Raw genomic sequence first — 19,329 nt, forward strand, 5'->3', positions numbered from 1 at the left:
AAGTATGTAAATGAACAGGAAACAAAAAAATGATAACAAAACAAAGATCATTATTTCTTTCATGCATAACACTCCTTTTAATGAGTATTATGAGGAATTTTAGGTTGTTTTACTCATCTGATAAAGAAGTCAAAGGAAAATCCTAAAGTGTAGAATTAGCTCATTACTCTTTAGGATTTTTTTAATTGCAAATAAGTTCATGTTTGTTTTTTTAATAAAAAAATTAATAGAAATTTTGTTGTATTTAATTTAAAGAGATTAAGTAAACTGTATAAAGTAATCTTAAAAGATTATTATTCTTACTTCCTAATTTAATTAGTAGATTAGCCGTCTCTAAACATGTACATATTCATAGATTAACAGTGGATAAGTATTATTTGGGAGGTATCATTTTTGGACGCTTTTTTTAGTGATTTAGTAAAAAAAGTAATTGCAAATTACCCTTTAGAAGTAAAACATGAATCTTTAAAATACATTGATGAAAAAAAAGCTGAGTGGCCCATTGATACAAATATCGGTGAAGTTTTATTAAAGAAAGTTTTAATTGATGAAAAATATATTGAATTCATGATTTATGCAATTGACTATCTTAGAGATAATGGCGTCTTTACACCAGAAGTATTAACAACCAAATTAGGTGACGGTTTTGTAAAGATGAAAGATGAATATTTTATGTTATTTGAAGCTGTTAATGGGAGAAGACCAAATTTTGAGAGTGAAGAAGATCTTATTCTGTTGATGAATGGGCTTGCTTCTTTTCATAAAGCTTCAATAGGCATAGAATTAACAACTGAGCAAGTTTCAATTATTCAGTCAAATTGGAAAAAAGATTTACAAAATAAATTTTTAAAATTAACAAAATGGAAAGAAGAACGAGCTAAGTTAAAGCATCAAAATGAAATCGATAAGCTGTATTTAAAAAATATAAACACAGTTTTAATGCAATGTGAAAAAGCTTTAGCAATAATTGATAAATATATTGCAGAAGAGAAAGCGAAAACATTATGCTACCTAAATTTTAATGTAGATGATCTTACAATCGGAGAAGACGGGAATTTATATTTCTTAAATATGAGTTCTTTAAATATCGAATTACCGATTCATGATATGAGAAGAATTTTAAATATCGCAATGAAAGAAAAAAATTGTAATGCAAAGTTAATTAAGAAAATAATCATCGCATATCAGGAAATCAATCCGTTATCTTGTATACAGTACCAGCTACTTAAAGCTGATTTATTGTTTCCTCATTTATTTTATGACGTATTTTCGGCACATTACGAAAACAAGGATACACTATGGGGTGATCCTAGTTTAGTTTTAAAAATGAAAAAAATAATTACATTTGAATTTAATAAAGAAAGAGTGATTTATTCATTCTTTGTCCGAACAAATGAAGTACTTAATGATCGATAAAACTTCAACTTCAATAAAAAATAAAGCTCAATTCCATTTATGGATTCGAGCTTTATTTTTTATTTATTTTTTTTCTTGCCAATCATACCATAATCTCTGATTGTAATGTGAACATCATAGTTTATTTTAGCTTTACTAAATAGTTCATCCCAATTCTTACTCATTTTTTTCCATTGTTTTGGGTATTGAATTCTTACTTCGTTTCCAAATCCAGCAACATCTGTTTTATATTCATTTTGAAGCTTTTTTGTTACATTTTCTACTAATTTTGTGACTTCAACTGCAGTTGCTTTTTCAATCCTTTTAACATTTTTCTCTTCAAATACAGGTCTTAACTTAGGATTCCAATACTCTGCTATTCTACCTTCTGATTCAATTTTTACGTCAAAAGAGATTTTGTTACCTTTTATATGAGGTGTAACTTTACTTTTTATTAATTCATTTTGAAACCAAGTCGGGCCATCTGATTTTTTCGTGTATGCCTTTACCGCTCCGCCCTTCCCTTGTGCCGTAATCCAATTAACTCCTTCTACTTCTAGTGGATTAAGAGAGCCAATCATTTTATTTTTTTTACCATTAAAAATTGCACCGCCAGAAAACTTAACACCTTTATCAGTTGTTTCTAATAATTGAAGGAGAAAACTAGAACCAGAATTCATTAATCCACCAATTTTTATTAATGGTGTTTTACTGACAATTATTGAAGTTAATGATTGGTCTGCAATTTCAACGATTCGTAATGACGGAATGACATTTGGTTCTTTCGTTTCTAATGCTTTTGAGGCTTCACCTTTTGCAATGAAAATTAGCGTACTTCCACGAATATCGATATCACGAAAATATAAATCAGTAAGCTCTCGGAGGTTTATTTCTCTAGCAAGTTCTTCACTAATAACAATGCATTTTTGATGTGCTCCAAAAATGTAACCATTTCTCTTTAAAGTAGTATCCCATCCTGTAGGTTCTAACGATATGCCTTCACCAATCACATTTATATATGGTTTCGATACATTATCTCCACCAGACTTTGTATCCAATGCCTCAGGAACGACATATTGTAGGGTCGATTTTAATTTTCCTTCACCGTCTTTATCTAGCGAAGAACCTACGATAATGTTTAAGTCCTCAATTGGCCTACTACTCCAGCAACCCGATAATAAAATTAGGAGAATACTATTAGAAATTAAACATATAACGATTCGTTTTAACCTACATTTTCTCATTTAATTTTTTCCTCACAGATGAAATCACTAGTAGGATAAGTGGGACGATCCCAAATAAATAAAATGCTGTATTACCGATTGTATCGGCCATTGTAAAAGTTTGATTTATATCTTTAGGAATCATTGCAATAATATAAATAAATGGTAATGTGCCAAAAAGAAAAGGTTTCATATTTTTTTTATGTAAAACTTGAACCATTCCAAGGGCACAAATATACAATGCGATGATATAGGTAGCAAAAATTTGCATAATCCAAATAACTAGAAGTAATGAGTCAAATCTTTCTACAAATAGCCCCTGAATATCATAGCTGCGAATATAAGTGAGTACGGGCCAAGTTTGTAATAAAACACCGTTTACTGAGAATGCTCCGACTACAGCAACGACAGTAATTGTATAAAAAACAAATGGAATACCGATCCCTAACATAATTGATTTTGATACCTTCGACTTATCCTTCATAAACATAAAAATAAATAAAATCACTTCAAAGCCTGAAAATGAAAGGGAAGTTGTTTTAAGTCCATTAAGGACGGGTTTGAAACCATTTCCAAGAACTGGACGTAGGTTGTCTATTTCAATAATGCCTATTCCTAAAAAAATAACTAATAGAAAAAATAATACAGTGATTGGAAAAATAATTTCCAATATCCTAGCGATTGGGTTGATCCCTCCTAGAACTATATATAACCCAATCCACAAGAACGGAATTAAAATAGCCCAAGAAGGAGTACCTTGTAGTAAGAATAAACGTGTAGTTTCTGCCATTACTCGAACCTCTAAAGCTGAAATGCAAATATAATAGATGATAATAATGATACATAATGGGATTCCTAACCATTTACCAATTATTTTTTGCGTAAATTGAAAATATGTTTCGTTAGGATATTGTTTACACAGCATGACTAATAAAAATACTAACAAGGTAATAAGCAAACCAGATACCATAACGGCAATCCAACCGTCTGGCGTTTTTACTTTGTCAGTAATCGTTCTCGGTAGGATTAAAATACCTGCACCAAATATGAAATTTACAAAAAACATAACAGTTTGATTTGTTGATATTCGATCAATAGGCTCTGAATTCATAACCTAGAACTCCTCCTTTCTTAAGTTATTTCATCCTTCTTGTTTTTTTTGCTTGCAGGCTTTTAGGACGATTTTTCAACATAAATAAAGGAGCTCTTACGACGAAATCTTTCCAATCACCAAATCGAATAGGAGCAGCAGGACTTAGATAAGGGACCCCAAAACTTTTTAGTGTTACTAAATGACTACATAGTAATAGGAAAAATAAAATGACGCCATATAAACCAAATACACTTGCAAAAAGCATCGATAAAAAACGAAGCATACGAAGTGCAATTCCTACATTATATTGTGGTAATGTAAATGAGGAAATTGCTGTTACTGCAACGACAATAACCATGATTGTACTGACAATTCCTGCTTCAACTGCAGCCTGACCGATAATTAACCCTCCAACAATGCCTAAAGATTGCCCAATTGGCTTAGGTAAACGTAAACCGGCTTCCCTTAATACCTCAATCGAGATTTCCATTATTAGTGCTTCAATTAACGGAGGAAATGGTACGCCACCTCTAGTTGCTGCTATATGAAATACTAGCTTTGTCGGAATTAGTCCTTGATGAAACGAAATAAATGCAATGTACAAAGATGGAGCAAATAAAGCAATAAAACATGAAAGATAGCGTAATAATCGAACTAAAGTAGCTGCAAACCATCTTTCATAATAATCCTCAGGAGATTGTAATAACATCTGAAAAGTTACAGGAGCAATAAGTGCAAATGGTGAACCATCCAATATAATGGCTACTCTACCTTCCATTAAAGCACTCATAACCCGATCAGGACGTTCAGTACTTTGAATCTGAGGAAAAGGACTTAAATAGTCATCTTCTATTAATTGTTCTATATAACCAGAGTCTGGAACGCTATCAATTTCAATTCTTTTTATTCTTTTTTTTACTTCCTCGATAATCTCAGAATTCGCAATCGTTGAGATGTATGCTATAACTAATTGTTTTTTTGAAACTTCACCAATTTCAAATCCTAGCATTGTTAAATCTGGATTTTTTCCAGCACGCCTTAACATGGCCGTATTATCAGCTAAGCTTTCAACAAAGCCAAGTCTTGGTCCACGAACAAGTGCCTCAGAATCAGGTTCCTTTACTTCTCTAGTTTTTGTTAGTGCTTCGCCGATTAAAAAACATTCAGAAATACCATCTACTAACAAACCAATTGAACCAAATAGAACATCTGTTTTTAATTTTTTAAAAGTAGTGACTTCTTCAATTGTACAAACAGTGAGTGATTTCTCTTTAATACATTTTTTAATTTCTTTTAGATTTAAAGATTGCCCATTATTTTTATAATTGGTGGCAATGGCTGTAAGTCCCGTCATTAATTCGCCCAATATATGCTTTTGAATTAATTCTGCATTAGATAAGCCATCAATAAAAATAATTGCTACTTGAATATCTGTTTCACCTAATAAAAATTCTCTAAATTTAACATCAGAATTATGTCCAATTTCATTAAAAATCCAATCCAAATTTACTTGGAGATCACTGGATAAGATTTCATTATTATTTTGAGATTCATTATTTAGAGATGCCATATTTTCTGAGATTTTATTGGATCTCCAACGCTTCATTTAAATCACTCTTTCTCCATAATATGAACCCATTTGAAAAATTTTGATAATCCTACAGGAACGATAAAGGTAACAAAAGCTTGTATGAAAATCGGATACTCCGGAATAAATGAAATAATTTTCTTGAACATTTAATACACCCCAATATTTAAAATGATAAAGGTATTATTTCCCACTATAGGAAAAGAATGCGTAAAGGGTAGGAAAAGTATTATACATACTGAACTAAAAACAATTGATAAAGAAACAGAATTTAAATAATTAATCAATTTTAATAAAAAATTGAATATTTCCTATTTTAAAAAAATGACAAAATAGTATAATAAACCTAGTAGATTACGTGTGATTTTACCTAATTTTCCATTTTTCATATAGATAAAATGGAGGAATCGTTGAAATAAAAGATCTTACCGAGTATGGAGAGGAAAGCTTATGAATCAGATACTTCTATATGATTTTCTTACATTTATGAATGATAAAAATTGGAATAAAGCTGATTTGGCTAAATATTCTGGAATCCATATTAGTGATATTAGTAGAGTATTTAATAATAAAAAGCCTCTTTCTTTGCATTATTTAGATGCAATTACAGAAGCGTTCGGTTTACCAGAAGGGTATTTTTACTCAAGCTATACACAACTATGCTTTAATCAGAATCGATATTTAGATAAACGAAGAAGTGTAGCGTTTATTTATAAATGTGCAATAAATGGATTTGATAAAGAGTTAGAGTTTATTATTTCTGAAATGTTAGAGGAGAAATCTAAGACAATTCGTACAAAAAATTTACAAAATTTATATGAAATAGCTGAAAAGTTATTTGCTGAAGGGAAAGAAAAAGAGGCTTTGCCTTTATATGAAATCATTATAGATCACATGCCAGATCAAACAGCAGAGGAAGTTGCTATTAGTTATTTTAGAAAGTACTATTTAAATAGGCTAACAGAGGAAGGACCAGCAACTCTTGTTCATGTTCTAGAATATGTGAGCTATATGCCAGATGATTTTCAGGAATTAACGATTTTATGGATTACGGCAACCTACTATATGTTAAAACAATGGGACAAAGTTCTTCATTATGCTAAGCGATTAGAAAAAATGGCGAAAAATGAAAAACATTATGGCTATGCATTAGTATATCAAGGCTTTGCTTTGAATAGGTTAAGTAATTCTTTAGATGAAGTGCTTGAAATAATAAAAAAGTATGGTAAGATAAATGATTTTTTTGCTGAGGCTGCAATCGGTAATCGTTATGTTACATTACTAGACTTTGGTGAACTACATTATGCTGATGAATACTACGATTGGATTAAAGATCGAGATGATTTATATGTAGGCATTCCGAGAATTATTGAATCCTATGTAAAGTTAGGGAGATTAGAAGATGCTTCAACTTTAATCAATCATCATGAAAAAGTAATTAATGAAATGGCCAATAGTTCAAATATGTATAAACAACAAATGTATTTGGACTTTTGCTATGCACAGTCAATTTTAAAATGTGAAAATAAGCAATATATTGAAGGCTTAAATGATTTAATAAATGTAGCTAGAAAAGTTAAAAACGTAGGTATAATTGAAAAATTTAAACTATGTTTATTATCAATTTGGCACTATCGAGATCATTTAACAGATCAATTAAATGAGGATTATATTCAAATGTTAAGTGATGATAAGAATCAGGCGAGTAATTTGTATGCAATGAGCACTTAACCAGTCTATTAGACTGACCGAAAAAAGATCGCTTCATCTTCTGATTGAGGTGACTCCACTAACCAGTACAAAAAGTTACAAATAAACCACAAGGGAAATTAAATCCTTGTGGTTATTTTCATTTCTAGACCATATTTAAATAGGGAGTTAATTTATCTTCTTATATTCCTTAAACCATTCAACAAATTTAGCTATACCGTCTTCGATTGAAGTAGTTGGACTATATTGAATATCATTTACGAGTTGATCAATATCTGCATATGTTTCAAGTACTTCTCCTGAAATCATCGGCAATAATCGAATAGTTGCTTTTATACCAAGTTGCTTTTCTAAAACTTCGATAAAATAATTTAATTTCACTGGGCTATGGTTACCAATATTATAAAGTTTATAGTAAGAGGAGGATTCTTTTGGTGGCCCATTTTTAATGATTCTTACAATTGATTCAACTACATCATCAATATAAGTAAAATCTCGTTTCATATTTCCATAATTATAAACGTCTATTGGTTGTCCGTTAGTGATTGCATTAGCAAATTTATATAATGCCATATCAGGTCTACCCCATGGTCCATAGACCGTAAAAAAACGCAATCCAGTCGTAGGTAGATTAAACGTATGACTATAAGAATGTGCCATTAATTCATTTGCTTTTTTTGTGGCTGCATATAAACTAATTGGTTGGTCAACTCGATCGTCAATTGAAGAGGGAGATTTTTTATTATTCCCATAAACAGAGCTAGAAGAAGCGTATATGAGGTGTTTAATTTGATGATTTTTACAACACTCTAAAATATTAGCAAAACCTACAAGGTTTGATTGGATGTATGACCCTGGATTTTCTAAGCTATATCTCACTCCAGCCTGTGCTGCTAGATTAATGACTAGATCGAAATTATATTTTACAAATAGCTCTTCTAGAATCTCCATTTCATGTATTGAGCCATTAATGAAACTGAAATGTTCATATTTCTTTAAAATTTCCAATCTATCAAATTTTAGACGTCTGTCATAGTAGTCATTTATATTATCAATTCCAATGACTTGAAAACCTTGTTCTAATAGGCGTCTGCTTAGATGAAATCCAATAAATCCGGCACATCCAGTAATTAAGATGCGCATAGTATCAGTTTTTTTAATGTTAAAAACCTCCTTATCTAACAAGAGTTGGAATATCATATGATGGAGAAAACGACAAAGTTCGAATACATATAGAAATATGTATATAACTAGATTAGGGAAAATACTTTTTTAATAGAATACACATATACCCTCACAATACTTGGACAAAATCATATGATTACATTAGGTCTAAATACACTTAGGGCAATAAAAGTAAATATGCAACTATTTATTACATTTCATTAAAAAGAAATGTGAATTTTTTTATGGGCTCTAAAAAAGTAGGAGGGAGAAATTGAATAATATAATTATTGAGCCATGGATTGTCGATGAGCTTATTCATGATGAATTCTATGTGCCAGAATATATTGAAAAAATTGGGCTTGAAGTACTTAAGTTTTATGATCTTCAAGTAAATAGCATGCAAGTAATAACGACGAAAGCTGACAAAGGCGGAGCAATTTGGAAAATTGAAACAAACGAAGGTCCAAAAAGTTTTAAGCTTTTACACAGAAGACCTACTAGAAGTATGTTTAGTTTAGGAGCTCAGAAGTATTTAGTTGAGGTTCAGCAGGCTAGAGTTCCAAGCATCGTTCGAACTAGAGATGGCGAGGAGTATGTAGAAGCAGGTGGAAAGCTATGGTTCGTTGCAGAATGGATTGAAGAGCTGGCACCAGTTTCTAAAGATTTAGAAGGTGCTAAGCAGTTATGTTATGCTCTTGGTGAGTTTCATCGATTAAGTAAAGGTTATGTACCACCGATCCAAGCAGAAATTGCATCAAGATTGCACAAATGGCCAAAAAGCTATGAAAAAGTATATAACAAAATGAATTGGTTCAGAACAATTGCCTTGGCTTATGAAGAAATGCCTGCTAGTCAGGATTTATTAAATGTAGTAGATATATTTCAAGAACAAGCAAGAAAGAGTATGGAAGATCTAAATAATTCAGGTTACTTTAATATGGTGAATGAAGGAAATGCGAGCTGGGGCTTAGTTCACCAAGATTACGGATGGTCGAATGGTCAAATGGGTCCAAATGGAATGTGGATCATAGATTTAGATGGAGTTGCATATGATTTGCCAATTCGTGACCTTAGAAAACTAATATCTGGTACAATGTCTGATTTATTCGCTTGGGATGCTACATGGGTAAGGGAAATGATTAACGCATATCACGAAGCTAATCCAATTTCTAAAGAATTATATGATGTATTAATGATTGATTTTTCAATGCCAAATGAATTTTATAAGAATATTAAAGAAGTACTTTATGAACCAGAATTATTTTTAGGTGAAACTACTAAACAATTAATTCAATCAATTGTTGACTTAGAGCAGTCAAAATGGGCAACATTGAATGAAGTTCGCAACGACTGGAGTGGAAAAGAATGAAAATATTAATGGTATGTACAGAAAACCTACCAGTGCCTCCAGTTTTAGGTGGTGCGATTCAAACTTATATTGCAGGAAGTTTACCTTATTTAAGTAAAGTACACGATATAACAGTACTAGGCGTTAATGATCCAACATTACCAGATGAAGAAACAATCGACGGTGTAAATTATGTACGTGTACCAGGGAAAGTATTAGAACTATATCGTGAAGGTGTAGTTGAATACATTAAAGGAAATCAATTTGATTTAATCCACATTTTTAACAGACCACGTCTTGTTCTTCCGATTAGAAAAGTAGCACCAAATTCAAAGATTACGTTAAGTATGCATAATGACATGTTTAATATTGGGAAAATTGCTGTTGATGAAGCGAATTTAGTATTAGAAGAAGTTTCAAGTATCGTTACAGTAAGTGATTATGTAGGAAATGTAATTCGTGAACTTTATCCTCAAAGTGCAAATAAAATTAGAACGATCTACTCAGGTGTTGATTCTGACCGTTTCTTACCTGGTAATGATCCTAAAATGATTAGTACGAGAAACACACTTAGAAAAGAGTATGGTTTAGAAAATAAAACAGTTATTTTATTTGCAGGAAGACTTTCAGAAAACAAAGGCGTAGATCGTCTAATTAGAGCATTGCCAACACTTTCAAAAACCTTCAAAGATTTAGCTTTAGTCATCGTAGGAAGCAATTGGTTTAGTCAAAACAATGTAACAGATTATGTTGCTTATATTCGTGCTATCGCAAAAAAACAAGATGTACCGATTATTACAACAGGTTTTGTATCACCTTTTGAAATCCACAACTGGTTTGCAGTAGCAGATTTATTTGTCTGTACTTCATTATGGCAAGAGCCTCTTGCAAGGGTTCACTATGAAGCGATGGCAGCAGGTCTTCCAATTGTAACAACTGCTCGAGGTGGAAATCCTGAAGTCATTATTCCAGGTGAAAATGGATTAATCGTAGAAAATCCAGTTGATCCAGATGAATTCGCTACCAAAATTACAGAAATATTATCAAACAAAACGCTAATGAAGAATATGGGAATAAAAGGTAGAGAACTTGCAGTTACTAAATATTTATGGAGTCGTGTAGCAAATGAGATACTATCTACATGGAGCCAAACTGAATATGCCTCATCTATTTCATCAGAACAATTAGAACAATATGAACCTCAAACATTATTTAAAACTGCAGTACAAAATACAGAGTTGAATGTAGCTAATAATAATGTATCTGAAGTAATCGAACAACCTACGGCAGAAATCAGTGAAGTAATCGAACAACCTACGACAGAAATCAGTGAAGTAATCGAACCAACTGTAGAAATAAAACCAACTATTGAAATAGAAAAAACTACTGAATCAATAGTAGAAGTACCAAAACCAGTAACTCAGTCCGAAATCAAAACTCTTGAAGAATTGCTAGCAATCCTAGTTGAGAAAGCAAAATTAGTTCCTAAAGAAAAAGTAGTCGCAAAAGTAACGGAAGAATTTTCAACTAATACGAATCCAAGATTAAGGATTAGAAGAGTAACTGATCAGGGTGTAAATAATGCAACCTCAAATTCAAACCTAAACTTAAACCAAAGACCATATGCAAATGAAGTAAGTAGAGTAGAAAATAGGGTTAACAATCTATCTAATACTAATTCAGAACCTTTTAGATTGAAGAAAATTCCTAGCGTCATTGAAATGCATAGAAACAGAAATCGTTAAAAGATCATTTTTTTGAGGAATTTGTCTAAATAGAAAGAGGCTGTCTCATAAGTTTAAAGACTTTTGAGGTAGCCTTTTTTAGTTTGAAAATTATTTATTGATGACCGTGTTCCAAATAGAGCAACTTATGAAACAAGTGAACGCTGCTGATCAAGTTACGAACACCGCTCAATTAAAGTTAAAATGGCTAAATTAACGCCAAAACTGATGCAATGAATGGACAACAAATAACACTCCTTGAACGACAAAAATGGCCAAATTAACGCTAAAAATAGCGTAATAAAGGTTAATTAACATGAACAGCAAATTTGGTTTAGCTAAAGGTTTATATCGGTTGATTAACGCCTATCTAGGTGAAAGGAATGGCAATAGCGAGGATGAATAATCTCTCTTAAATAACGTTTAAATTAGCACAATGATTGCCCATGCCGAGGCAACTAATCTTCAAATCGCATATGTCATACTGATTCAAACATGGATTCAAGTAACAAGAAAAGTCTCTTAAATAAATTTATTTTGGTGCAAGAATACCTATAAACACTATCTTTTAATAGATTGGTTTAATGTCTTGAAAATAAATTTATAGGCGAAAAAACTCTAGTTATTAAGACATAAACTTTCTAAACATAATAGGTATATATGGTGACAAGACCTCCTTCATTTACATATAAAGTAGAATGAACAAATGTTTGGAGGCAAGTCAAATGAAAATCCGCAAGGCTATTATTCCCGCTGCTGGTCTCGGGACACGTTTTTTGCCAGCAACAAAAGCGTTGCCAAAAGAAATGTTACCTATAGTTGATAAGCCAACTATTCAATATATCGTTGAAGAAGCTGTTGCTTCTGGAATTGAAGAAATCATTATTATTAGTGGTAGAGGCAAGCGAGCAATCGAGGATCATTTTGATAAATCATATGAATTAGAAGAATCATTATCTCGAAAAAACAAGCTAACTGTTTTGGAAGAAATGCAGAAAATATCCAATATGGTGAAAATCTTTTATGTGCGTCAAAAGGAACCGAAAGGATTAGGAGACGCAATATTATGTGCTAAGAGTTTTATAGGAGATGAACCATTTGCTGTTTTGTTAGGAGATGACATCGTTATGTCTACAACACCTTGCTTACAGCAAATTATTAATGTTTACGAGAAATATAATGCCCCGGTTATTGCTGTTCAGAATGTTCCTGATGAAGAAGTAAGTAAATATGGTGTTATCAAACAAAAAGAAAGTACTTACGATACAAACACAAATCTATTTCAGGTTGAGTGTCTAGTAGAAAAACCAAAATTGAAAGATGCCCCATCAAATTATGCAATTATGGGACGTTACATCCTTACTCCAGAGATTTTTGACATTTTAGCAACAATTTCTGTGGGACAAGGCTGTGAATTACAATTAACAGATGCGATTAATGAATTAAATAAAAATCAATTTGTCTTAGCATATAATTTCGAAGGTAAACGATATGATATCGGACATAAAATCGGATTTATAATGGCTACAATTGATTTTGCGATTAATAGAGAAGATATAAAAGATGAGGTAATCGCTTTCTTAAATGAGGTCATATCTGATCATGCTCTAAATATGAAGAATCAGGAAGTGGATTGACTTGAAAATTTCTATATTAGGTACGGGCTATGTCGGTTTAACAACAGGAGTCTGTTTAGCAGAGATTGGTCACTCAGTAACTTGTATTGATATAAATGAACTTAAAATAAAGAATTTGTGTGCAGGTATCTCTCCAATTTATGAACCAGGAATTGAAGAGTTAATAATTAATAATATTAAGTTAGGAAGATTATCATTTACAACTTCATACGATAAGGGGTTAGAAGATGCTAAGGTTATTATCGTTGCAGTAGGTACCCCTCAAAGAGAAGATGGGGCCGCAAATTTATCCTATCTTGAGGGTGCAGCGATTGATATCGCAAAAAATATTAAACAAGACGTAATTATTGCGATAAAAAGTACTGTTCCAGTTGGAACAAATGAAGTAGTAAAGGAAATTATTCAACAAAATTGTAGTAAAGATATTGTGGTTGACGTTGTTTCAAATCCAGAGTTTCTAAGACAAGGTTCGGCAATTAAAGATACGATGGAAGCAGATCGAATCATTATCGGTAGCAATAATCAAGAGTCTGCCAGAATTGTTGAAGAAATGTATAAACCATTAAATGTACCGATTTTAATTACTAGCATTCGTAGTGCAGAAATGATTAAATATGCATCAAATGCATTTTTAGCTAGCAAAATAAGCTATATCAATGAAATTGCTAATCTATGTGAAGCACTCGGTGCAAATGTAGAAGATGTAGCTAAAGGAATGGGGAAAGATAAACGAATTGGTGAAGCATTTTTATATGCTGGAATAGGTTATGGCGGCTCTTGTTTCCCAAAGGATGTTAAAGCATTATTGCATACAGCCGGGATAAATGGGGTTGAATTTGGTTTTCTAAAGGAAACTATTTCTATTAATAATTATCAACGTGAATTACTGGTAAAGAAAGCAATTGAACGATTTGGTATATTAAAAGGGAAGAAGATTGCATGTCTAGGATTATCGTTTAAACCAGATACAGACGATATGAGAGAAGCACCTTCTATCAATATCATAAATTCTTTAACAGAATTAGGGGCAGAAGTCATTGCGTATGACCCTGTTGCAATTGAAAACGCAAAAAAAATTCTAGGTAGCAAATTAACGTTCGCTAGTTCAATAAATGAATGTGTAACGGATACAGATGCAATTTTTATTGTTACTGAGTGGAGAGAATTTAGAGAACTTGACTTACCTAGCATATTAATGAAAATGAAGAATCCAATCATTTTTGACGGAAGAAACTGTCTGAGGGAAGAAAAAATAAGAGATTGTGAGAAAATAGAATATTACCCAGTTGGTAAACCTTCCATAATTCAATAAAAATGAAAAACGACTTCAAACTTAATTGAAGTCGTTTTTATTATTTTACTCATTTTGTTCATGTAAAGGACGGTAAATCGATTTGACGAATTTATGTTTAAGATAAGGGAGAATTTTTTTTCTACGATTTACTAATCTGCCTACAATTGCCTTTTTGTCTTCCTTTGATAATAACCAATCATCAGGTATTACTTCTACAATTTCTTCTAAAAGCAGTACCGGGAATCTTTGGATGATCTGAAGTTGTTCATTAAATTCTTCTTCACTTTTTATATATTGGGACATGAATTGATGAGTTGAACTTTTCATAATATTTTGAGGCAAAGTTTCTAACTCTGAAGTTAACCAGCTATAGGAGCCAAATGCTTCAGCATGGTCAATGATCCAAAGTTTAAATTGATCTAAATTTTCTTCGCGAAGTAAAATATTTTTTCGAGTACGATCTCCATTACAGAGCCAATAATCGAATAAAATGATACCTGCGAGCTGATTGTTATTTAAAATACTAGGAACTGATACAACTTGATGTCCATTTAACGTTTCAGGTACATATAAAGAAGCAAATTGAAACTTTGAATGTTGAACTTCTTCCATGACTAAATCCGGTATTGTTTTTGAAAATTCTTCAGGAATTGATACGATTTGAGCAAAAGGAACTGGTAGATCTAAAAATCTAGCAATGCAATAGGCAACCCATTCGTTTGGTAATGTTTTCTCAAATCCAGACCGAAAATATTTCACAACATAATCTCTACCATCACTAAATGTAATTAAATGAGCATTGGATTTTCCTTCTAGTTTTTTAATATAGGAAACTGGTTCAATCATTTTGAATCACATCACTATTTTTGCCTTTACCAAATTTCAGAAGATATTCACGATAAATATCGGCTACTTTATGAATAGCAAAATTATTTTCAACATGGTTGATTGCATTTTGCGATAGCTTTTCATGAAACTTCTTATTATCAACGATTGAATATATTTTTTTAACAGCATCTTGAACATCATGTCCTCGAAACAGCATACCTGTTTCACCTTGAAGAACGATTTCCGAAATAGGCATTATATTAGAAGCAACAACTGGCACACCACATGCCATAGACTCAATAAAGGTATTCCCAAATGATTCTACTTTTGTAGTTGCGATTGTACAACCACCAGATTGAAGTACTTTTGCGTATACATGGGGCATTTGTTGATAAGGAATAACCGGAAACCATTTAATGATATCGGTTAGACCTTCTTCCTTCCAAGCTAATGCAAAGTCCTCTCGCTGAACACTTTGGGCTCCTCCAATTAACCAAATTTCAATATCGGACCGTTCACTTTTTATCAATTTTGCAATTTCAATTAACATTGGCCAGTTTTTTCGTTTATCCACTCTACCGATACAGCACACAATTTTTTTATTGTTTGGAAGGATTGGATTATTTTCGATTGCGATCTCATCCCCTGCTAATGGATGGAAAAATGATGTATCAACACCATTGTAGATTACTTTAATGGGGATATTATCTGTTAAGATGGAAACTAATCTTTTTTGATAATTAGAAGGAACAATTATAGAAACAGGTTCAATGGATCTGAATTTCTTTAAATGAGGTTGTAGTTTTATAAGCTCGGGCGTACGTGCTTCTACAATTACTGGACCTTTATATTTAGCTTTTTGTAACCACTTATATGCAGAACCCGTATCTACTACAATGATTGCGTCATATGCATTGTTTTTAATAATATCAATAATTTCGTTTTCGTCCTTCGTTAAATAGACAGGTGCAACATCTTCCATTATGTGTAATCCACCATGATCTGTTGTGTATAGAAACTCAGTATCAATTCCAAACTTTTTAAAATAAATTGAACGATTCCTCCAGCCAGCATTTACTCCACCAACTGTTAAGAGACGCCAGATTATTAAGACTTTCAAATTTTCCCCTCCTTGGTTTTAGGGTATACAAATAACGTTTAAACCGATTTGAAAACTAATTGTATACACGAATACGGCTTTTTACCGGATTCAAATCTTGAATAGTAGTCCTATTTTAGTTAATTCAAATTGAGGTAAATTGTAAGGGCAATTAACTACTAACTACAAATATTTATTAGGTTAAAAGCAGGAAAACTTACTTCTATTTTTCCTTGCTCAGCATTTAGGGATATGATAATGTATAAGAAAAAGAAGTATTGACTGCAACTTTTAAAATTAATGAAGGATAAACTTCAACACTGGAAGGATTAAAAAATAATGGAGCGACCTAATTTTAAATTGTTAGTTAAGGAAAAATTTTCACAATTATCACCAGGGCAAAAAAAAGTAGCGACATATATGATTGAAAATCTTGAGGAATGTGCTTTTAAAACGGCTTATCAAATTGGAAAAAAAGCTGAAGTAAGTGAAACAACGGTCATTCGACTTTCATATGCACTCGAATTTGAAGGCTTCAGTGATATGCAGTTATGTGTTCAAAATGAGTTTCTTCATTTAAATAAAGCCGATTATATAAAAGAAAAAGAAGAGTTAAAAAATGCAGAAGGACAAAATACTTTTACAAAAATTATCGAAAATGAAGTAAATATTTTAAGAAATTTATTACAACCTTCAAATATTAAGGAAATTTCAAAAGCTATTGAAGCAATTATAGACGCTGATCAAGTGTTAATAGTTGGTCATCGAGTATCTCATATAGCTGCATACTGGTTTTCGAATACGTTAAGCTCAATTAGAAGTAACGTATTGTATTGTTCTCCAGCAGGTGACTTTTATGAAAAGTTTTGTAATTTAACAGAAAAATCAGTTGTTGTTGCATTTTCTTTTCCAAGGTATGCAAAGGAAACATTAACAATTGCAGAATGTACGAAAGAAAATGGAGTAAGTTTAATTTCAGTCACAGATCGATTATTATCACCAATTGGACGAATTGCAGATATTGTTCTAACTACAGAAGAAAATGTGGAAAGTGGTTCTAACTCGGTAGCATCAGTTATTAGTCTATTAAATTTAGTGATTGCGGGATTATATGAAAAAGACCAAAAAAGAATTCAAATGTATCAACAAAAATTGGAAAAAATTTATTCTACCTATGAAGTGTTTATAGAATAGAAAAAACAGTTAGGAGAAAATCGTATGAATCCACAATCTTATCTAGATCATAATAAAGAAACTATTTTACAAACTTACCAGGATTTACATAAGCTAGCTGAGCCTAGTTGGCACGAAGAAAAAACAGCAAAGTATTTAAGAGAACGACTAAATTATGCAGAAGTTGAGATTAAAACGTTTAAAAATCATTTTGGATTTATTGCTGAAATTAAGGGGCAAAACGATACAGTTGTTGCGCTAAGAGCTGATATGGATGCACTAGTACAAGAAGTTGATGGTGTTGTGATGGCAAACCACTCATGTGGTCATGATGCTCATAGTACGATGGTTTTATATGCAGCGTTGGCGATATCTGCAAGTGGTATAAAGCCAAAACATACGATTCGATTTATCTTCCAGCCAGCCGAAGAAAAAGGTGAAGGAGCTCTTCAAATGATGGAAGATGGTGCATTAGACAATGTCATTTCATTGTTTGGCGTACACTTAAGACCAGAAAGAGAAGTACCTTTTCAAAAGGCATCTCCAGTAATCATACATGGATCTGCTGAAACGATTAAAGGCACAATTCGAGGGATTCAGGCTCACGCATCTAGACCACAAGATGGTATTAATGCGATTGAAGTAGCTGCTGAAATAGTCAATAAATTAAAACGAATAAATATAAATACGGATATCCCTCATTCGATTAAAATGACCCAAATTCAAACTGAAAATGAAGCATCAAATACGATACCAGAAACGGTAAAGTTTTCACTTGATGTTAGAGCGCAAACAAATGACATTATGAATCAATTAAACGCCCGCACTGTAGAGGTTTTTGAGGAAACGATGATTGAAACAAAAGCTAAAATTTCGTGGTCTATGGAAGAGTTTGTTCCAGCGGCCGTACAAAACGAGCAGGCAATAAAAATTACCGAAAGAGCCATTGCTGAAGTGATCGGACATGAAAACTTAGTGCCTGAATGCATTTCAAATGGTGGTGAGGATTTCCATTTCTATACAAATAAATATCCTCAAATTGCGGCTACAATGGTCGGTTTAGGATGTGGATTAACTCCGGGGTTACATCATCCTCATATGAGTTTTAATTTAGAAGCACTTCATTATGGAGCGAAAATTTTAACTCAAACGGTTTTATTAGCATCAGAACAAGAACAATTAAGAGGTGAGGCAAATGCTAAACAAACTGAATCATTCTGAAGTTAATACAGGAATTAAGATCCGTGCTCTACATTCCATCGAAGAAATGGGGCAGGTACGAGAACTAGAATCTAAAATTTGGGGTTTTGAAGATTCAATTCCCACGCATCAAACAATTACAGCTGCAAAAAATGGTGGCTTAGTTTTAGGTGCATATTTTGACGATAAACTAATTGGATTTCAATATAGTTTTCCTGGTTATGATGGACAAAATGTTTATCTTTGTTCTCATATGCTTGGAATTGATCAAGAATTTCGTAATAAAGGGATTGGAAAACTACTTAAAATTGCCCAGCGAGAAGAAGCGCTTAAACTCGGCTATAAATTGATTACTTGGACTTATGATCCATTAGAAACCGCAAATGGCTATTTAAATATTTCTAAGTTAGGTGGAGTTTGTAGTACGTATATTGAAAACTGCTATGGAGAAATGGAAGACTTATTGAATAGTGGAATTCCATCTGATCGTTTTTTAGTTGAATGGTATATTGCAAAAGAGGAAAAGGAGAATTTGAGACCATTTGAACTAGATGAAGCAGTTAAAAATTCGCTTATTAAATGGGAAGAAAATAATGACGGATTACCAGTGCCGATTAAAAATGATTCCCTAGATAATAACGATCTAGCCTTTGTTGCAGTACCAAAGGATTTCCGAACAATTAGAGAAACGAATAGTAAAATTGCAACCCAGTGGCGAATGCTTACTAGAGAGTCCTTTAAAAAATTATTTCAAAGCGGATGGAAAGTCAGTGGATTTTATAAGAATTCAGACTCGGAAATGCCAGTTCATTTTTATGTACTAAAAAAATAAAAAGGAAAATAAGGGAGA

Annotated in this window: 16 protein-coding genes; 9 read left to right on the plus strand and 7 right to left on the minus strand. The window is 32.2% G+C overall.

The window, feature by feature from the left end; genetic code table 11:
• Window positions 1-393: 393 nt before the first annotated feature.
• Window positions 394-1,416 carry a CotS family spore coat protein gene (locus COE53_RS10740; RefSeq protein ID WP_180242412.1) on the plus strand — a complete coding sequence of 341 codons (1,023 nt, stop codon included), beginning with the start codon at window positions 394-396 and terminating at the stop codon, window positions 1,414-1,416.
• Window positions 1,417-1,475: 59 nt separating this feature from the next.
• Here COE53_RS10740 and COE53_RS10745 read toward each other — a convergent pair whose 3' ends face one another.
• From COE53_RS10745 to COE53_RS24325, 4 genes are read right to left on the minus strand one after another with little or no spacing between them, the layout of a single operon-like run.
• Window positions 1,476-2,639 (minus strand): Ger(x)C family spore germination protein, encoded by a 1,164-nt coding sequence (locus COE53_RS10745; RefSeq protein WP_091021953.1) that lies wholly within the window; start codon window positions 2,637-2,639, stop codon window positions 1,476-1,478.
• A complete protein-coding gene (locus COE53_RS10750; RefSeq protein ID WP_091021955.1) occupies window positions 2,626-3,729 on the minus strand; it encodes a GerAB/ArcD/ProY family transporter in 1,104 nt (367 codons plus the stop codon). Before COE53_RS10750 ends, COE53_RS10745 begins: the two co-directional genes overlap by 14 nt.
• A 25-nt stretch (window positions 3,730-3,754) precedes the next feature.
• A complete protein-coding gene (locus COE53_RS10755; RefSeq protein ID WP_091021957.1) occupies window positions 3,755-5,317 on the minus strand; it encodes a spore germination protein in 1,563 nt (520 codons plus the stop codon).
• Window positions 5,318-5,322: 5 nt separating this feature from the next.
• Window positions 5,323-5,448, minus strand: coding sequence for a hypothetical protein (locus COE53_RS24325; RefSeq protein WP_091021959.1), 126 nt, complete (start codon window positions 5,446-5,448; stop codon window positions 5,323-5,325).
• A 301-nt stretch (window positions 5,449-5,749) separates the two neighbouring features.
• On the opposite strand from COE53_RS24325, the gene COE53_RS10765 reads away from it, so the two are divergent.
• Window positions 5,750-7,030 carry a helix-turn-helix domain-containing protein gene (locus tag COE53_RS10765; RefSeq protein ID WP_098948029.1) on the plus strand — a complete coding sequence of 427 codons (1,281 nt, stop codon included), beginning with the start codon at window positions 5,750-5,752 and terminating at the stop codon, window positions 7,028-7,030.
• Window positions 7,031-7,177: 147 nt separating this feature from the next.
• On the opposite strand, the gene COE53_RS10770 is transcribed toward COE53_RS10765, so the two are convergent.
• Entirely contained in the window at window positions 7,178-8,152 is a 975-nt protein-coding gene (locus tag COE53_RS10770; protein ID WP_069035445.1) for an NAD-dependent epimerase, read from the minus strand.
• A gap of 295 nt (window positions 8,153-8,447) precedes the next feature.
• Between COE53_RS10770 and COE53_RS10775 the strand changes: the two genes are divergently transcribed.
• The 4 genes from COE53_RS10775 to COE53_RS10790 all read left to right on the plus strand — a co-directional run bounded on the left by COE53_RS10775 (window position 8,448) and on the right by COE53_RS10790 (window position 14,197).
• The gene (locus tag COE53_RS10775) at window positions 8,448-9,545 is read left to right on the plus strand and encodes a CotS family spore coat protein (protein WP_069035446.1); all 1,098 of its coding nucleotides are present in this window, start codon (window positions 8,448-8,450) and stop codon (window positions 9,543-9,545) included.
• A complete protein-coding gene (locus tag COE53_RS10780; protein ID WP_098948030.1) occupies window positions 9,542-11,269 on the plus strand; it encodes a glycosyltransferase family 4 protein in 1,728 nt (575 codons plus the stop codon). Before COE53_RS10775 ends, COE53_RS10780 begins: the two co-directional genes overlap by 4 nt.
• Before the next feature lie 704 nt (window positions 11,270-11,973).
• A complete protein-coding gene (galU, locus tag COE53_RS10785) occupies window positions 11,974-12,885 on the plus strand; it encodes a UTP--glucose-1-phosphate uridylyltransferase GalU (RefSeq protein ID WP_069035447.1) in 912 nt (303 codons plus the stop codon).
• A gap of 1 nt (window position 12,886) precedes the next feature.
• A complete protein-coding gene (locus COE53_RS10790) occupies window positions 12,887-14,197 on the plus strand; it encodes a UDP-glucose dehydrogenase family protein (RefSeq protein ID WP_091021968.1) in 1,311 nt (436 codons plus the stop codon).
• Between the two features lie 45 nt (window positions 14,198-14,242).
• Here the strand turns inward: COE53_RS10790 and COE53_RS10795 are convergent, their stop codons facing one another.
• Together COE53_RS10795 and COE53_RS10800 are read right to left on the minus strand one after the other, a co-directional pair.
• On the minus strand, window positions 14,243-15,025 hold the full coding sequence (locus tag COE53_RS10795; protein WP_069035449.1) for a HipA family kinase: 783 nt from the start codon (window positions 15,023-15,025) through the stop codon (window positions 14,243-14,245).
• On the minus strand, window positions 15,018-16,127 hold the full coding sequence (locus COE53_RS10800) for a glycosyltransferase family 4 protein (RefSeq protein ID WP_091021970.1): 1,110 nt from the start codon (window positions 16,125-16,127) through the stop codon (window positions 15,018-15,020). Before COE53_RS10800 ends, COE53_RS10795 begins: the two co-directional genes overlap by 8 nt.
• A gap of 318 nt (window positions 16,128-16,445) precedes the next feature.
• On the opposite strand from COE53_RS10800, the gene COE53_RS10805 reads away from it, so the two are divergent.
• From COE53_RS10805 to COE53_RS10815, 3 genes are read left to right on the plus strand one after another with little or no spacing between them, the layout of a single operon-like run.
• Window positions 16,446-17,300 carry a MurR/RpiR family transcriptional regulator gene (locus tag COE53_RS10805; RefSeq protein ID WP_069035451.1) on the plus strand — a complete coding sequence of 285 codons (855 nt, stop codon included), beginning with the start codon at window positions 16,446-16,448 and terminating at the stop codon, window positions 17,298-17,300.
• A gap of 24 nt (window positions 17,301-17,324) precedes the next feature.
• A complete protein-coding gene (locus COE53_RS10810; protein ID WP_098948031.1) occupies window positions 17,325-18,500 on the plus strand; it encodes an amidohydrolase in 1,176 nt (391 codons plus the stop codon).
• Window positions 18,475-19,311 carry a GNAT family N-acetyltransferase gene (locus COE53_RS10815; RefSeq protein WP_098948032.1) on the plus strand — a complete coding sequence of 279 codons (837 nt, stop codon included), beginning with the start codon at window positions 18,475-18,477 and terminating at the stop codon, window positions 19,309-19,311. Before COE53_RS10810 ends, COE53_RS10815 begins: the two co-directional genes overlap by 26 nt.
• Window positions 19,312-19,329 lie beyond the last annotated feature (18 nt).

Origin of the sequence: Bacillus sp. AFS029533, from assembly GCF_002585125.1 — a bacterium.
GTDB classification, from domain to species: Bacteria; Bacillota; Bacilli; order Bacillales; family Bacillaceae_G; genus Gottfriedia; species Gottfriedia luciferensis_B.

Excerpts from the sequence above, each read along its gene's own strand:
- COE53_RS10805 (WP_069035451.1), top strand. The coding sequence starts at position 16,446 with ATGGAGCGACCTAATTTTAAATTGTTAGTTAAGGAAAAATTTTCACAA.
- galU (WP_069035447.1), top strand. The coding sequence starts at position 11,974 with ATGAAAATCCGCAAGGCTATTATTCCCGCTGCTGGTCTCGGGACACGT.
- COE53_RS10810 (WP_098948031.1), top strand. The coding sequence starts at position 17,325 with ATGAATCCACAATCTTATCTAGATCATAATAAAGAAACTATTTTACAA.
- COE53_RS10745 (WP_091021953.1), bottom strand. The coding sequence starts at position 2,639 with ATGAGAAAATGTAGGTTAAAACGAATCGTTATATGTTTAATTTCTAAT.
- COE53_RS10770 (WP_069035445.1), bottom strand. The coding sequence starts at position 8,152 with ATGCGCATCTTAATTACTGGATGTGCCGGATTTATTGGATTTCATCTA.
- COE53_RS24325 (WP_091021959.1), bottom strand. The coding sequence starts at position 5,448 with ATGTTCAAGAAAATTATTTCATTTATTCCGGAGTATCCGATTTTCATA.
- COE53_RS10765 (WP_098948029.1), top strand. The coding sequence starts at position 5,750 with ATGAATCAGATACTTCTATATGATTTTCTTACATTTATGAATGATAAA.
- COE53_RS10750 (WP_091021955.1), bottom strand. The coding sequence starts at position 3,729 with ATGAATTCAGAGCCTATTGATCGAATATCAACAAATCAAACTGTTATG.
- COE53_RS10815 (WP_098948032.1), top strand. The coding sequence starts at position 18,475 with ATGCTAAACAAACTGAATCATTCTGAAGTTAATACAGGAATTAAGATC.
- COE53_RS10780 (WP_098948030.1), top strand. The coding sequence starts at position 9,542 with ATGAAAATATTAATGGTATGTACAGAAAACCTACCAGTGCCTCCAGTT.
- COE53_RS10755 (WP_091021957.1), bottom strand. The coding sequence starts at position 5,317 with ATGAAGCGTTGGAGATCCAATAAAATCTCAGAAAATATGGCATCTCTA.
- COE53_RS10795 (WP_069035449.1), bottom strand. The coding sequence starts at position 15,025 with ATGATTGAACCAGTTTCCTATATTAAAAAACTAGAAGGAAAATCCAAT.